Genomic DNA, 15,498 nt, shown 5'->3' on the forward strand with positions numbered 1-15,498 from the left:
CGTGGCCCGGCGACCACTCCCCCGCATCCTCAAGGGCGGCAGCGCTTCGATCACCCGCAGCCGGGAGATCGCGCGCACGGCCGCCGACAACGCCACCGACGTCCTCCACCCGCTGATCACGGTCACCCGTGGCCTGCGGCTGCTGGCGGGAGCGGGGCGGCAGAAATGGGCCGCGACACCCAGGGAGCGGCGCGGACACGCACTGTTCCTCGTCGCGGCCTGCGTACTGGCGGTGGCGCTCATCCCCTACGGGCCCCTGCTGGCCCTCATCGCGGTGATGGGCGCCGCCGCGTGGCGCGGGCGCGACCGCACCCCCGCGAAGACCGGCCCCGACGAGGCGGAGACCGCACGCCTCCAGGCGCTGTACGAGGCGCTGGTCCCGCACTTCTCCGTGGCCGACGACCCCGGCCCGCTGTTCTCCCACGGCGGCGACTGGGAGAAGGCCTTCGGCACGTCGTACGCCTTCGACGGCAACGGACGCCTCACCCGGCTCCAGGTGACCTACCCGGCCTACTTCACCGACGGCGACCCCGTGTCCCGCGGCCGGGTCGAGCAGGTCCTCCACGCCAAGTCCGGCCGGGGCCGCGAATACCACTTCACCTGGGACGAGGAGGGCAACCACCTCCTCATGACCGTGCTCGCCGCACTCCCCACCACGATCGCCGCCCAGCGCTTCGTCACCGCCCCCGGCGAGACGGTGCTGGGGTTCACCGACGCGGACGCGGTCCGGCGCACCGTTCCGGTCCTGGACGGCGACGCGACGCGTGACGCCTCTCCCGTGGTCTGGCGGACCGGTGCCCGTTCGACCGAGCCCCATCTGCTGATCGCGGGGCACCCCGGCAGCGGCACCACGACCCTCATGCGCTCGCTGGCCCTGCAGGCCCTCCAGCACGGCGACGTCGTCGTCGTGGAGGGCGCCGGCTCGGGCGAGTACGGCTTCCTGACCGGCCGCGACGGCGTCCTGGCCGTGGAGCGCGGGCTGGCCGGGGCCCTCTCGACGCTCGAATGGGCGGCGCACGAGACGGAGCGGCGGCTCATCGCCGCCAACCGGGCCCGTCAGGCCGGGCATCCCGAACCCGAGGACATCAAGCGCCCCCTCTGGATCCTCCTGGACCGCCCGAGCGCGCTGGGGCACCTGGCCGCCGCCGACGACAGGCAGGACCCCCAGGAACTGCTGCAGGTGCCGCTCCGGCACGGCCGCGCCGCCGGTGTGACGGTCGTCGTCGCGGACCAGTTCGACAGCCTGGACGCGCTCACCGAGACGGTGCGGACCCACACCAGGGCCCGCGTCGTCCTCGGTCCGGCCGACCGCGGGCAGGTCGAGTCGGTCCTGGGGGCCGAGCCGCACACCACACCCACACCAGACGTCCCGCCGGGACGCGGCTACGCCCGGCTGGGCGCCGGGGAGGTGCTCCGGCTCCAGGTACCGGCCACCCCGGACCCGTACGACGAGGCCACGAGCGAGGCTCACCGGCAGGCGGTGCTCGACCTGCTGCCCGGTGGCGCGCCCGTGGTGGAGCAGGCGGCCCCGGAGGCCGCCGAACCCGTCGCCGCGCACAAGGACCAGCTGATCGGGGCCCCGGCCGCCGCGGAGGGATGAGCACGCGGCGCCCCGGACCGTCACGGTCCGGGGCGCCCCGTCACGTCAGGCCACGAAGGTCCGGGGCGCCTCGGCTCCCGCGCCCGCCCCCGAGCCGACCAGCTCGGCGGCGGCGGCCAGTCGCAGCGCCGCCTCCTCGGCCAGCGGGCCGCCCACGGTGAAGGGCAGCCGCACATAGCCCTCGAAGGCCCCGTCGACCCCGAACCGGGGCCCCGACGGGACGCGTACGCCGACCCGCTCGCCCGCGACGGCGAGCCTGGAGCCGGAGAGCCCGCCGGTCCGGACCCAGAGGGTGAGCCCCCCGCGCGGCACCTCGAACTCCCAATCCGGGAGCTCCCGTCGCAGCGCCCGCACCAGGTCGTCCCTGTTCTCCTTCGCCTGCGCGCGCCTGACGGCCACGGCCTGTTCCCAGCCGCCCGTCCGCAGCAGCCAGTTGATGGCGAGCTGCTCCAGCACCGGCGTCCCCATGTCGGCGTACGCGCGTGCCGCGACCAGGCTCCGGATGACGTCCGGCGCCGCCCTGACCCATCCGATCCGCATGCCCGCCCAGAACGCCTTGCTCGCCGATCCGACGGTCAGGACCGTGCTGCCCGCCGGATCGAAGGCGCAGACCCTGCGCGGCATCTCGACGTCCGCGTCCAGGTGCAGCTCGTTCATGGTCTCGTCGACCACCAGGACCGTGCCCGCCGACCGGGCGGCCTCGACGAGGGCCCGGCGCTGCTGCTCGTCGGCCAGCGCCCCGGTGGGGTTGTGGAAGTCCGCGACGACGTAGGCCAGCCGCGGGGCGGCGTCCCGCAGCACCTGCCTCCAGCGGTTCATGTCCCAGCCGCCGAGGCCCTCCTCCATCGCCACGGGAACCAGCCTGGCGCCCGCCTCACGCATGAGCTGGAGGATGTTGGCGTAGCTCGGGGACTCCACCGCGATGCGTTCGCCGCGCCCGGCGAAGAGGTGGCAGATGGCGTCGATGGCGCCCATCGCGCCGGTGGTGACCATGATCTGTTCGGGCATCGTGGGAATGCCCTGCCCGGTGTAGCGGTCCGCGATCATCTGCCGCAGCGCGGGGAGACCGGCGGGGTAGTCGCCATGGGTGTGGGCGTAGGGCGGCAGCTCCTCCAGGGCGCCCTGGACGGCCCGGGTCAGCCAGGGCTCGGGCGCGGGCAGCGAGGCGCACCCCAGGTCGATCATCGAGCCGAGCGACTCGGGGGGCAGGGGTTCGAGCCCGCGGGCGGGCAGCGGATTGCCCGCGGGAACCGCGGTCCAGCTGCCGGCCCCGCGGCGCGACTCCAGGAAGCCCTCGGCCCGCAGCGCCTCGTAGGCGGCGGCGACGGTGGTCCGGCTGAGGGACAGGGCCAGGGCGAGCTCCCGCTCGGCGGGAAGGCGCGCGGCGACCGGGACCCGGCCCTCGAGCACGAGGAGGCGCACACCGTCGGCGAGGGCGCGGTAGGCGGGCGGCTTACGGACACCCGGCGGCAGAGGGCGCGCCTGCTGGCCCTGGAGCTGGCGGGCGAGCTGCGCCGCACCGACGGTCGAAGTCCACTGAGCCATGTAAATCAGTCCACCTTCCTCGGATTGGCCATAGTTGGGAGCCAATCCCCCGCCACAGAGTGACATGCAGCAGTCCACCATCACCACACAGGGAGCCCCACGTGTCAGAGACCACCGCCCGGATCGGCACCAGGCTCACCCGGCGGCTCATCCATCTGTACGTGGGACTGGCGCTGTACGGGGCCAGTTCGGCGCTCCTCGTGCGCGCCGGACTCGGCCTGGAGCCCTGGGGCGTCCTGCACCAGGGACTCGCAGAGCGGACCGGCATCTCCATCGGGGTCGTCTCGATCATCGTCGGGGCGGTCGTCCTGCTGGTGTGGATCCCGATCCGGCAGCGCCCGGGGCTCGGCACCGTGTCCAACGTCTTCGCCGTCGGCATCGCGATGGACGGCACACTCGCCCTCGTCCCGCAGGCCCACGGCCTCGGTGCGCAGATCCCGCTGATGGCCGCGGGCATCGTCCTCAACGGCGTGGCCACGGGTCTGTACATCTCCGCGCGCTTCGGCCCTGGCCCGCGCGACGGTCTGATGACGGGCCTGAACCGGCTCACGGGGCGTTCCATCAGGCAGGTGCGCACGGCGCTCGAGGTGGCCGTGGTCGTGACCGGCTTCGCGCTGGGCGGATCCCTGGGCGTGGGCACCGTCCTCTACGCCCTCGCCATCGGGCCGCTCGCCCAGTTCTTCCTGCGCTTCTTCGACCTCCCCACGCCGGACTCCGGCACGGTGGCCGTTGCCGGGGCGACACCCCGAGGGGCGATACTTCCGCGGTGAACGCAGCGACTGGACGCCATCCCTATCTGGACCATCCTTCGACGATCCCCTTCGCCCACCGGGGCGGGGCGGCCGGCGGGATGGAGAACACGGCGGCCGCGTTCCGGCGGGCGGCCGGTGCCGGCTACCGCTACTTCGAGACCGATGTGCACGCCACGGCGGACGGCCGTCTGGTCGCCTTTCACGACCCGACCCTGGACCGGGTGACGGACTCCCGGGGCAGGATGGCCGAGCTGCCGTGGAGCGAGGTGCGCCGGGCGCGGGTGGCGGGCAGCGAGCCGCTGCCGCTCTTCGAGGAGCTGCTGGAGGAGTTCCCGGACGCCCGGTGGAACGTGGACATCAAGGCGGAACCCGCCCTCGGCCCGCTCGTCGACCTGATCCGCCGGGCCGACGCCTGGGACCGGGTCTGCGTGGGCTCGTTCTCGGAGGCTCGCGTGGCCAGGGCCCACCGTCTCGCCGGCCCTCGCCTCGCCACGTCCTACGGGGTCCGTGGCGTGCTGGCGCTGCGGCTGCGCTCGTACGGCATACCCGCGGCACTCCGGGCGGGCGCGGTCTGCGCGCAGGTCCCGGAGAGCCAGAACGGCGTCCGCGTGGTCGACCGGAGGTTCGTGCGCGCGGCGCACGCGCGCGGCCTGCAGGTCCACGTCTGGACGGTCAACGAACCGGAACGGATGGCGGCGCTCCTGGACCTCGGGGTCGATGGCATCATGACCGATCACATCGAGACGCTGCGCACGGTGCTGAGCGAGCGGGGGGCCTGGGCCTGACGCCGGACCGGCCGCGTCACCACGGAACACGAGGGGGCGCGGCGTGAGCACCGGTACCGCGGACAAGGCGGATCCGCCCAAACGGCCGGCCGGGGCCGCCGGACGCAGGCGGGAGCAGCACGGCTGGTACTTCTACGACTTCGCCTGCTCCGTCTACTCCACCAGCGTCCTCACGGTCTTCCTCGGCCCCTATCTGACCTCGATAGCGAAGGCGGCCGCCGACGCGGAAGGTTTCGTGCACCCGCTGGGGATACCCGTGCGGGCCGGCTCGCTCTTCGCGTACGCCGTGTCGGTGTCCATCGTCGTGGCGGTGGTCGTCATGCCGGTCGTGGGCGCGGCGGCGGACCGCACGGGGCGCAAGAAGCCGCTGCTCGCGGCGGCCGCCTACACGGGCGCGACAGCCACGGCCTGCATGTTCTTCCTGGAGGGCCACCGCTATCTGCTGGGGGCCTTCCTCCTGATCGTGGCGAACGCGTCGATCTCCGTGTCGATGGCCCTCTACAACTCCTATCTGCCGCAGATCGCCGCCCCGGAGGAACGCGACGCGGTCTCCTCGCGCGGGTGGGCCTTCGGCTACACCTCGGGCGCGCTCGTCCTGGTCCTGAATCTGGTCCTCTACACGGGCCACGACTCCTTCGGCCTGTCCGAGTCCGACGCGGTCCGGATCTGCATCGCCTCCGCCGGCGTGTGGTGGGGCGCCTTCTCCCTCGTGCCGCTGCGGCGGCTGCGGGACCGCCGGGTGGCTCCCGGCGGTGACGGTGCGGTCGGATCGGGCTGGCGCCAGCTGCGGGCGACGCTGCGGGACATGCGCCGCCACCCGCTCACCCTGGCCTTCCTGCTCGCCTACCTGATCTACAACGACGGCATCCAGACGGTGATCTCCCAGGCCTCGCTGTACGGCTCCGAGGAGCTCGGCCTCGACCAGACGACCCTGATCACCGCGGTGCTGCTCGTCCAGGTGCTCGCGGTGGCGGGGGCCCTGGGGATGGGACGACTCGCCCGGCGGTTCGGGGCGAAGCGCACGATTCTCGCCTCACTGGCCGTCTGGACGCTGATCCTCGCCGCGGCGTACGTGCTGCCCGCCGACGCGCCGGTGTTCTTCTACTCCCTGGCGGCCGCGATCGGGCTGGTGATGGGCGGCAGCCAGGCCCTCTCGCGGTCGCTGTTCTCGCATCTGGTCCCCAGCGGGAAGGAGGCGGAGTACTTCTCCGCCTACGAGATGAGCGACCGGGGACTCAGCTGGCTGGGACCCCTGGTCTTCGGTCTCGGCTACCAGCTCACCGGCAGCTACCGGGACGCGATCCTGTCCCTGGTGCTCTTCTTCGCGGTCGGCTCCGTGCTGCTGGCGAGGGTTCCCCTACGAGCGGCGGTGGCCGCCGCGGGCAATCCTGTGCCCGAACGGATTTAGACGTTGAAGTGAAAGGCCGGTAGTGTACGCCTTTGGTGTGCCCGGAGGACCGTTACTGCGAGCGGAAGAAGTCAAACCGTTGGGTGACACATTCCACCAGGGGTGACAAACCGGGCACCGATGGGTAAGCAACCCAGACCAAGCAGCGGCACGACGGGCGACGCATGACCGGCAACGGGAATCTTTACCGCCGACCGGACGTTGACCGGATGACGACGACAGCGACACCTGTCCTGTGGGCGACAAGCCCGGGAGGCACGATTCATGAGTGAGCGAGCTCTCCGCGGTACGCGACTCGTGGTGACCAGCTACGAGACGGACCGCGGCATCGATCTGGCCCCGCGCCAGGCGGTGGAGTACGCATGCCCGAACGGACATCGATTTGAGATGCCGTTCTCGGTAGAGGCGGAAATTCCGGCGGAGTGGGAGTGCAAGGCGTGCGGCGCCACAGCACTTCTGGTGGACGGGGATGGCCCCGAGGAGAAGAAGGGCAAGCCTGCGCGTACGCACTGGGACATGCTCATGGAGCGGCGTACGCGCGAGGAGCTGGAGGAGGTGCTGGCCGAGAGGCTGGCAGTCCTGCGCTCCGGTGCCATGAACATCGCCGTGCACCCGCGGGACAGCAGGAAGTCTGCCTGACCGCGTACCACCGCACAGATTCAAGAGCCGCGGGGCCGCCCCGGAGCGCCGTCCTCACGGATGACCTCGCCCTGGACCACCTTGCCGTCCGGGCGGTGCATACGGGCCTGCTGGAAGGCGTCCGAGAGTCCGCCCGGCGCGGACTTCCTCATCCGGCGCTCCAGGGAGCGTTCCGCGGAGCGCCCGAGCGCCGAGCGGACCGGGGGCACCAGGAGCAGGAGTCCCGCCGCGTCGGAGATCAGGCCGGGGATCATCAGCAGCAGACCGCCCAGCATGAGGAGGCCGTTGCCCTTGCTGCCGGCCGGGGTCGCGGGCGGGCCGGCGGAAGCGCCGGGCTGCCCAGGCATCTGCTGGAGGGTCTCGGTGAGGTTGCGGAAGGCCCGGCGGCCGGCCCGCTTGATCACCGCGGCGCCGAGCACGGCGCCGGCGGCCAGGATCAGCAGCACGGTGAAGCCGTTCGCCGCACCGGCCACGACGGTCAGCAGCCAGATCTCCAGCACCAGCCAGGCGGCGATGCCCAGCGGCAGGAGGGTACGGGCGCGTGAGCGCCGTGGACGGTTCGGAGGCGGTGTGCCGGTCGTCATGCCCCCAGTGTGCCTGTACGGGCGTGCAAGCGGCGAAAGGGGGTGATCATGAGGCCCCGGAGGCCCGGGCCCGAGGGAGGCCGGTCAGGGGGTTCTGCGGCCCAGCACCTTGTTGGCCCGGCCGGTGATCCCCCAGCCGGTGACCCTCCACAGGGCCTCGACGAGGATGTCGCGGCTCATCTTGGAGTCACCGATCTCCCGCTCCATGAAGGTGATCGGCACCTCGACGACGTGGTAGCCGGCCTCGACGGCCCGCCGTGCCAGGTCCACCTGGAAGCAGTACCCCTGCGACGCGACCTCGTCGAGGCCGAGTCCGTCCAGGGTCCCGGTGCGGAAGGCCCGGTAGCCGCCGGTGACGTCCCGCACCGTGAGGCCCAGGAGGACCCGGGAGTAGAGGCTGCCGCCGCGCGAGATCATCTCGCGGTGCCTGGGCCAGTTGACCACCCGGCCGCCGGGGACCCATCGCGAGCCGAGGACCAGATCGGCGCCCTTCAGCGCGGTGAGCAGCCGGGGCAGCTCCTCAGGCTGGTGGGAGCCGTCCGCGTCCATCTCGACCAGGACGCCGTAGCCGTGCTCGGAACCCCAGCGGAAGCCGGCGAGGTAGGCGGCGCCGAGCCCTTCCTTGCCCTTGCGGTGCAGGACGTGCACCTGGCTGTCGCCCACCGCGAGTTCGTCGGCGACCTTGCCGGTGCCGTCGGGGCTGTTGTCGTCGGCGACGAGGACGTCCGCTTCCGGAACGGCGGCGCGCACCCGCGCGACGATCAGCTTGACGTTCTCGGCCTCGTTGTAGGTCGGAATGATGACCAAGACTCTGCCGAGCGGGCCGAACTGCCTCTGACCGCCGTCGTTCACTACTGCCCCTTAAAGTCCGTACGCAGGTGCACACCATATCCAGCACGGCGCGGCCCGGATCCGACGCGGTGGCGAGGGCGGCGTGTGACGGGTGGACAGAAGCACGGAACTGCGGACAGAAGGACAGCACTGCGGATCGGGGCCCGGCGTCCTTCGGGCCGACCTGGGACCCGCTGGCTGCAGGTCGACCGAGAGCCGTTGTCTACTGAACCTCCGGGCCCCACCCGGGTCACACCTGCCGTCCGGACGAAACCTTCCCCCGCCCCCGAGGCGCGGGCGCTGAACCTGGCTGTCAGTGGTGGTGCGCCGGTGCGGCACACCGCCCCATGACTCAGCGGCGTTCGACGACTGCGTGGAGGTTTGACCGGTCGGACGTCCAGTGGTGGACCCGGCCGAACCTACCGGCCCCTGGGCACTTTCTGTCAACACTCGTCCGACCTGCGGTTTCTCCCGAAAACACCTGGTCAATGCCGAGGAAGCCCAGGTCGTGGGAGACCCCCCGCGCCTTCGATCGGCGGTACGGAATGTACGGACGTCACTCGTTCGGCCGTACGTAGACAGTTTGTCCGAAGACCACGGTGCGCAGGCAGACCGGAAGCTCCGCGCCGGGGGTCAGGTCGGGCAGGCCGGGGGTACCGGAGCGGGGGTCCGTCGACCAACGCGCCACCCGGTCGTCCGGGGCCTGGACCAGCAGTTCACCGGTACGCCAGACGGCGTAGTCGGCCGGGGCTCCCGGCACGAGCACGCCCCCGTCGTCCCGTCCGACGGCCCGCCAGCCGCCCCGGGTGTGGGCGGTGAAGCCCGCGCGTACGGAGACGCGGTGGCCCGGGGTGCGGTGGTGGGCCGCGGCCCGGACGGTCCCCCAGGGGTCCAGGGGCGTGACCGGGCTGTCCGAGCCGAAGGCGAGAGGCACACCGGCGCGCAGCAGGGCGGCGTACGGGTTGAGGGTCGCGGCGCGCTCCGCGCCCAGGCGCCGGGCGTACATGCCGTCGGGGCCGCCCCACGCCTCGTCGAAGGCCGGCTGAACCGAGGCGGTGAGGCCGAGTTCGGCGAAGGCAGCGACGGTCTCCGGGGTGAGCATCTCCGCGTGTTCCACCCGGTGCCTGGCCGCACGGATCCGGGCGAGCCCGAGAGTCTCGGAGGCCACCCGGACGCCCGCCACCACGGCGGACACCGCCGTGTCGCCGATGGCGTGGAAGCCGGCCTGGAGCCCCGCCTCGGTGCACGCCGTCACGTGCGCGGCGATCTGCGCGGCGTCGAGCCGGCCGGTTCCGGTGTGGGGGGCGTCGGCGTAGGGCTCGTGGAGGTGGGCGGTGTGGGAGCCCAGGGATCCGTCGACGAACAGGTCACCGGCCGCGCCGACGGCGCCGAGCTCCCGGATCCTGCGGGCACTCTGAGCGTCGTCGATGCGCTCGGCCCAGTAGCCGAAGACGCGGGGCCCTCGCTGCTCGGCGGCGAGCTCGAGGAGTCCGGTGAAGTCCTCCTCGTCCGAGATCTCCGGGCCCGCGCACTCGTGCACCGTGCCGATCCCGAGCGAGGCGGCGTGCGCCAGGGCCGCGCGCTGGGCCTGCTCCCGCTGGCGCGGTGTGACGGCGGCGTGGGCGGCAGCCCGCACCGCGTGGTGGGCGTCGCCGGTCAGGGGCGCGTCGGGGTGGTACCCGTCCAGCGCGGTGACGCCCGGGACGAGGTCCAGAAGCGCTGTGGTCACGACCGCGGAGTGCACGTCCACACGGGGCAGGTAGAGGGCCCTGCCGCCGGCCGCCTCGTCGAGTTCGGCTCGCGACGGCGGCCGCTGCTCGGGCCAGCGGGCCGCGTCCCACCCGTGGCCCAGGACGACTCCGTCCCCCGGCCGGCCGTTCGCGAACGCACGGACGACTCCGAGGGCGTCGGCGAGCGTGCGTGCCCCGGAGAGATCCAGTCCCGTCAGGGCGAGACCGGTCGAGGTGGTGTGCACGTGCGAGTCGGTGAAGGCCGGGGTGACCAGGGCCCCTTCCAGGTCGATCACCTCGTCGACACCGCTCGCGAAGGCGTCGGCCGCACCCTCCGAACCCACCCATGCGACATGGCCGCGTTCGACGACCATCGCGGTGGCGAACGGGTCGGCGGGGCTGTGGACGTCTCCACCGCGCAGCAGCACGGTGCGGTGTTCGCTCTGGGGGACGGTGCTCTCGGTCATGGGACCAGTCTCGCGCCTGCCGGGACCGGCTCCTCCCCCGCCCCCTGCGCCGGACCGCACGGGGGTGCCTCAGATGCGCGGCGGCCGCGCCTCGTAGGGGGTGGAGAGGACGACGGTCGTCCGTGTGGAGACGCCGGCCAGCGTGCGGATGCGGGTGAGCAGGTGCTCCAGCTCCAGGGGACTGGAGACCCGCACCTTGAGGATGTAGTTCTCGTCGCCCGCGACGCTGTGGCACGCCTCCAGCTCCGGCACACCGGCGAGCCGTTCGGCGATGTCGTCGGGGGCGCTGGGGTCGAAGGGTTTCACCGAGATGAACGCGGTGAGGGGCAGGCCGACAGCCTCGGGGTCGACGACCGCGGCGTAGCCCCGGATCACCCCGCGCTGCTCCAGCCGGCGAACGCGCTGATGAACGGCCGAGGTGGACAGGCCGGTGGCCTTGCCCAGGTCGGTGTAGCTCATCCGCCCGTCCTTGACGAGCAACTCCACAATCTGACGGTCCAGCTCCTCCATGCGGATCAACCTATGGCCCCGGGTCCCTCCAGGCACAGTCGTGGGAGCTCCGGAAGGACACGTTCGAGGGGCATGTGACGAATGCCACAAGTTTACGGGTGGGTAGCCGACGGCCTCGCGGTTACGGCCCGCATCCCCCGGGAAGTGCTTGCTGTGGCCGAGGCCGTGGCGCCTTGTCGGCCCACCCGAGGGGGGAAAGACCATGCAGAGCATCAAGCTCACCGGACGTACCGGACCGGAGTCCGAGGCATTCGCCGATCCGGACGAGGACACCGTTCCCGACGCGTACGACACGTTCGGGATGTACCGGGTGATCTGCCCGGACTGTGCCCAGCCGATCGCCCTGCTGGCGGAAGAGGACGTCCTTCCCGAGCACGCGCTGTGCCCCACCCCGTGGAATCCGTTCGTGCTGACCGTCTGCCCCGGTACGAACCGTGTGGCCTCCCGGGCGCGCCCCGCCGACGAGTCGCTCGAGGCCCAGGAGCAGGAGCAGGAGACCGCAGTGCTGCTGACGCTCCCCCAGGGGCTCGACTGGCGGATGCAGCCCTTCTCGCACGCGGGCGGTCCGGGTTCGCGTCCGCTGCGGTACGTTCCGCAGACACAGCGGCACGCCGCCTGACGCCCCGCGCGAAGTCGGCGCGCACCATGACGGCCGGGCCGGCGTGGTGCTTGCGGTCCACGGGCGGGCCGGTGGTCGCGGCGCCCGAGGAACGGGCGCGCGAATCGGCCGGACAGTGACCCCGGACCCCGTTTCGGCGTTGGCCCTGTATGACCACGCTGCATTCAACGGTCGGCCCCGTCCGCCGCCGTCTCGCCGCACCGACGCCCGGAGAATCGGTTCCGCATCCCGGGACGCCGCCCCGGGAGCCTGCACGGCAGTCCGTGGCGCACACCACCGACCCGCCGATCTACCGGGCCATGCTGCGCCACTGGGAGGGCACGGGCCGGACCCTGCCGGGCCGCCATGACCAGGAGTGGAACCGGATCATGACGACACCCGTCTGGTCGGACCGGCCCCTCCGGGTCAGCGCGTCTCGGGACCCGCGAGGTGACGGGCGATGACCATGCGCTGGATCTGATTGGTGCCCTCGACGATCTGCAGCACCTTGGCCTCGCGCATCAACCGCTCGACCGGGAAGTCGAGGGTGTAGCCGTAGCCTCCGAGGACCTGGACCGCGTCGGTGGTCACCCGCATGGCCGCGTCGGTGCAGAACAGCTTCGCCATCGCCGCCTGGCGCGAGAACGGCAGGCCCGCGTCGCGGAGCCGTGCCGCCTCCAGGTAGAGGGCCCGGCCCGCCTCGATGCGGGTGGCCATGTCGGCGAGCATGAAGCGCAGCCCCTGGAAGTCGGCGATCGGGCGGCCGAACTGGCGCCGGTCGGTGGCGTACCGGACGGCCTCGTCCAGGGCAGCCTGGCCGACACCGATGGCGCAGGCGGCGATCCCCAGCCGTCCGGAGTCGAGCGCCGACAGGGCGATGGCGAACCCCTGCCCCTCGTCACCGATGCGGCGGTCGCCGGAGACGCGTACGCCGTCGAAGTGGAGCTGGGCGGTGGGCGAGCCCTTCATCCCCATCTTCTTCTCGGGCAGGGCCGCTTCGAGGCCCTCGGCGTCACCCGGGACGAGGAAGGCGGTGATACCGCGCGGCCCGTCCTGCCCGGTGCGGGCCAGGACCGTGTAGAAGTCCGCGATGCCGCCGTGCGTGATCCAGGCCTTGGTCCCGGTGAGCACCCAGTCCTCGCCGCCCCGCACGGCCTTGGTGCGGAGCGAGGCGGCGTCGGAGCCCGAGGAGGGCTCCGAGAGGCAGTAGGCGCCGAGCAGGCCGCCCGCGAGCATCGAGGGGAGGTGGGCGGCCCGTTGCTCCTCGGTGCCGTATCCGGCGAGCGCGTGGCAGGCCAGCGAGTGGACGCTGACGCCGAGGCCGACGGTGAGACGGGCGGCCGCCAGCTCTTCGAGCACCTGGAGATAGACCTCGTACGGCTGGTCGCCGCCGCCGTACGCGGAGTCGTACGGCAGTCCGAGGAGTCCGGCTTCCGAGAGCAGCGTGAAGACGGGGCGCGGGAAGAAGCCCGCCTCCTCCTCCTCGGCCGCCCGGGGAGCGATTTCCTTCGACACGATGTCGCGTACGAGCTCGACGAGCTGCCGGGACTCCTCGGTGGGCAGACGGCGTTCCACCGGCTGCGGGGCACGGTCGGACATGACGGCGCTCTCCTCCCTGTCGGGCGTGACGGCGGTCGCGCGCGCGGGGTGGGCGCGGCACCGCCGGGTGGTCCCGGGCGATGCCCGGAAATCTACGGCTCCTCAGCCGATCCTGCCTTCCCGGATCACGGGAGGCGCTGGCCAGCGGCTGTGGCGCGTTGAGTATGCCCGATCGGAGCCCACACGTCACCGGGTGGCGGACTCCGTGATCAGGGAAATTGGTCCGAACCATTGACCTGAATGGTCTAGTCCATCTACGGTCTCGCCCAATGCCTCACCGCGTCCATGTCAACAACACGGCCCCGGAGGCAGCCTCACCACCAAGCCCTCCCCCACGAGGAGCCACAATGACCGGACTTGACCGTCCCCGCGCCCGCTTCCGGGCGTTCGCCGCGACCCTCTGCACGGCGGCGCTCGGCGCGGCCCTCCTCGGCGTCGCCGGGACGCCGTCGGCAGGCGCGACCCCCACCGCCGCCACACCGGCCGTCGCCGAAGCCGCCCCCACCGCCGCCGGCAGCAAGGTGGTCGGATACTTCACCAACTGGGGTGTCTACGACCGCAATTACCACGTCAAGAACATCGAGACCTCGGGTTCGGCGGACAAGCTCACCCACATCAACTACGCCTTCGGGAACGTCCAGGGCGGCAAGTGCACCATCGGCGACAGCTACGCGGACCACGAGAAGGCCTACACCGCCGATCAGTCGGTCGACGGGGTCGCGGACACCTGGGACCAGGAACTGCGGGGCAACTTCAACCAGTTGCGCAAGCTGAAGAAGCTGCACCCCGATCTGAAGGTCATCTGGTCGTTCGGTGGCTGGACCTGGTCCGGCGGCTTCGGTGAGGCGGCGAAGAACCCGGCCGCCTTCGCCGACTCCTGCTACAGCCTGGTGGAGGACCCGCGCTGGGCCGATGTATTCGACGGCATCGACATCGACTGGGAGTACCCCAACGCGTGTGGGCTGACCTGCGACACCAGCGGTCGTGACGCCTACGGCGACATGCTCTCCGCGCTCCGGTCGAAGTTCGGCGCGGACAACCTGGTCACCTCCGCGATCACCGCGGACGCCTCGGAGGGTGGCAAGCTCGACGCGGTCGACTACGGCGGCGCGGCGCAGTACGTCGACTGGTACAACCCGATGACGTACGACTTCTTCGGCGCCTGGGAGGCCAAGGGCCCGACGGCACCGCACTCCCCGCTGACCTCCTACACGGGCATTCCCAAGGAGGGCTTCGACAGCGACGCGGCCATCAGCAACCTCAGGGCCCAGGGCGTTCCCGCCTCGAAGCTCCTGCTCGGCATCGGCTTCTACGGCCGCGGCTGGACGGGCGTCACGCAGGACGAGCCCGGCGGCACGGCGACCGGAGCGGCCGCGGGGAAGTACGAGGCCGGCATCGAGGACTACAAGATCCTCAAGGACAGCTGCCCGGCCACCGGCACGGTCGCCGGTACGGCGTACGCCCACTGCGGCACCGACTGGTGGAGCTACGACACCCCGGCCACCATCGGCACCAAGATGGAGTACAAGAACCAGCAGGGCCTGGGTGGCACCTTCTTCTGGGAGCTCAGCGGCGACACCACGAACGGTGAGCTCATCAAGGCCATCAACTAGCCCCTACGGGGTACACGCACCGCAGGGCGGGTCAGGGGTGGGGTGCCGGGCGGGCGCCCCACCCCACCGGTCGTTCGTGGGGACCGCAGGTCACATGAGTCCTGCCTGCGTGACGAACATGGCGAGGACGACGACGAGCGTCCAGCCCAGGATGTGCTCCAGGACCTTCGGCCCGTCCTCGGGGCCACCGGTGCGGGCGCGGGTACGGGTCCGGTTCTCGGCGGTGGTCGCGGTCATGGCATCTCGCTCGCTCGGTCGGTCGGCAGTGGGTCCCCCGTGACCCGACCACAGTGCCAGCGAGAGCGGGCTGCGCGGTAGAGATCCGGGTCACAGCGACAGGCGGGCCGGAACAGGACGTACGGGCGCGCATCCCCGCTCCCGCAGGGGATCAGCGGGCCGGGGCGCGCGGCGCGGGCGGGCCGGATGTGGCCCAGGACATACCATCATGTGTGACCACCAGTCCTTGTCCACCATGGACGACGACATCCTCAAGAAACTCTTCCCGGACATATCGCCGATGGTCGTGAGGCGGGCTCCGCAGCGCAACAAGTACTCCGACCGGAACGAGCAGGAGGCCGAGATGATCGCCTCGCTCCACTGCGCCCGCATCGGTCCGCGGACCGGGAACCCCCTGCCCCTCCATTCGCACGGCGATGTCATCGGCAGTCTCAGGATGGCGGTGTCCGGCGACCATCACCCTGGACGCGCCCCCATGGGACTCTGATGGACCATCTGTTCACATGGCTCTCCTGGTCGTGCGCCGTCGCCAACCTGATCACCCTCTGCTACAAGGCCCCCGATTGCGGATGAACGCGCAGAACTCCGCCCTGTTCGCGC

Annotated in this window: 15 protein-coding genes; 8 read left to right on the top strand and 7 right to left on the bottom strand. The window is 71.9% G+C overall.

Translation table 11 applies throughout. The features are described 5' to 3' along the window. Position 1: 1 nt before the first annotated feature. Positions 2-1,600 (top strand): hypothetical protein, encoded by a 1,599-nt coding sequence (locus B9S57_RS31090; protein ID WP_103760500.1) that lies wholly within the window; start codon positions 2-4, stop codon positions 1,598-1,600. A 45-nt stretch (positions 1,601-1,645) separates the two neighbouring features. On the opposite strand, the gene B9S57_RS31095 is transcribed toward B9S57_RS31090, so the two are convergent. After that, a complete protein-coding gene (locus tag B9S57_RS31095) occupies positions 1,646-3,145 on the bottom strand; it encodes a PLP-dependent aminotransferase family protein (protein ID WP_103760501.1) in 1,500 nt (499 codons plus the stop codon). A 101-nt stretch (positions 3,146-3,246) separates the two neighbouring features. Here B9S57_RS31095 and B9S57_RS31100 point away from each other — a divergent pair, with 101 nt between their 5' ends. From B9S57_RS31100 to B9S57_RS31115, 4 genes are all read left to right on the top strand, one after another. After that, on the top strand, positions 3,247-3,915 hold the full coding sequence (locus B9S57_RS31100) for a YitT family protein (protein WP_103760502.1): 669 nt from the start codon (positions 3,247-3,249) through the stop codon (positions 3,913-3,915). Further along, positions 3,912-4,682 (top strand): glycerophosphodiester phosphodiesterase family protein, encoded by a 771-nt coding sequence (locus B9S57_RS31105; RefSeq protein ID WP_103760503.1) that lies wholly within the window; start codon positions 3,912-3,914, stop codon positions 4,680-4,682. The genes B9S57_RS31100 and B9S57_RS31105 overlap by 4 nt, the downstream gene beginning before the upstream one ends. A gap of 43 nt (positions 4,683-4,725) precedes the next feature. Next, complete coding sequence (locus B9S57_RS31110) at positions 4,726-6,090, top strand: MFS transporter (RefSeq protein WP_103760504.1); 1,365 nt, start codon at positions 4,726-4,728, stop codon at positions 6,088-6,090. A 264-nt stretch (positions 6,091-6,354) separates the two neighbouring features. After that, positions 6,355-6,729 (top strand): RNA polymerase-binding protein RbpA, encoded by a 375-nt coding sequence (locus B9S57_RS31115; RefSeq protein ID WP_078598328.1) that lies wholly within the window; start codon positions 6,355-6,357, stop codon positions 6,727-6,729. Between the two features lie 20 nt (positions 6,730-6,749). On the opposite strand, the gene fxsA is transcribed toward B9S57_RS31115, so the two are convergent. The 4 genes from fxsA to B9S57_RS31135 all read right to left on the bottom strand — a co-directional run bounded on the left by fxsA (position 6,750) and on the right by B9S57_RS31135 (position 10,851). Then, a complete protein-coding gene (fxsA, locus tag B9S57_RS31120; protein ID WP_103760505.1) occupies positions 6,750-7,313 on the bottom strand; it encodes an FxsA family membrane protein in 564 nt (187 codons plus the stop codon). Between the two features lie 84 nt (positions 7,314-7,397). Further along, complete coding sequence (locus B9S57_RS31125) at positions 7,398-8,165, bottom strand: polyprenol monophosphomannose synthase (protein WP_103760506.1); 768 nt, start codon at positions 8,163-8,165, stop codon at positions 7,398-7,400. 535 nt (positions 8,166-8,700) lie between these two features. After that, positions 8,701-10,341 carry an amidohydrolase gene (locus B9S57_RS31130; RefSeq protein ID WP_103760507.1) on the bottom strand — a complete coding sequence of 547 codons (1,641 nt, stop codon included), beginning with the start codon at positions 10,339-10,341 and terminating at the stop codon, positions 8,701-8,703. Between the two features lie 69 nt (positions 10,342-10,410). Next, the gene (locus tag B9S57_RS31135) at positions 10,411-10,851 is read right to left on the bottom strand and encodes an Lrp/AsnC family transcriptional regulator (RefSeq protein ID WP_033304241.1); all 441 of its coding nucleotides are present in this window, start codon (positions 10,849-10,851) and stop codon (positions 10,411-10,413) included. Between the two features lie 202 nt (positions 10,852-11,053). Between B9S57_RS31135 and B9S57_RS31140 the strand changes: the two genes are divergently transcribed. After that, entirely contained in the window at positions 11,054-11,470 is a 417-nt protein-coding gene (locus tag B9S57_RS31140; protein WP_103760508.1) for a hypothetical protein, read from the top strand. A gap of 405 nt (positions 11,471-11,875) precedes the next feature. On the opposite strand, the gene B9S57_RS31150 is transcribed toward B9S57_RS31140, so the two are convergent. Beyond that, positions 11,876-13,048, bottom strand: coding sequence for an acyl-CoA dehydrogenase family protein (locus tag B9S57_RS31150; protein WP_103760510.1), 1,173 nt, complete (start codon positions 13,046-13,048; stop codon positions 11,876-11,878). A 347-nt stretch (positions 13,049-13,395) separates the two neighbouring features. Between B9S57_RS31150 and B9S57_RS31155 the strand changes: the two genes are divergently transcribed. Then, complete coding sequence (locus B9S57_RS31155) at positions 13,396-14,661, top strand: glycoside hydrolase family 18 protein (RefSeq protein ID WP_103760511.1); 1,266 nt, start codon at positions 13,396-13,398, stop codon at positions 14,659-14,661. Between the two features lie 90 nt (positions 14,662-14,751). Here the strand turns inward: B9S57_RS31155 and B9S57_RS31160 are convergent, their stop codons facing one another. After that, entirely contained in the window at positions 14,752-14,898 is a 147-nt protein-coding gene (locus tag B9S57_RS31160) for an SCO1431 family membrane protein (protein ID WP_103760512.1), read from the bottom strand. Positions 14,899-15,106: 208 nt separating this feature from the next. Between B9S57_RS31160 and B9S57_RS31165 the strand changes: the two genes are divergently transcribed. Continuing rightward, positions 15,107-15,385, top strand: coding sequence for a hypothetical protein (locus B9S57_RS31165; RefSeq protein WP_103760513.1), 279 nt, complete (start codon positions 15,107-15,109; stop codon positions 15,383-15,385). Positions 15,386-15,498: the final 113 nt, after the last annotated feature.

It is taken from the genome of Streptomyces sp. SM10 (assembly GCF_002910915.1).
In the GTDB taxonomy this organism is placed as follows: Bacteria; Actinomycetota; Actinomycetes; order Streptomycetales; family Streptomycetaceae; genus Streptomyces.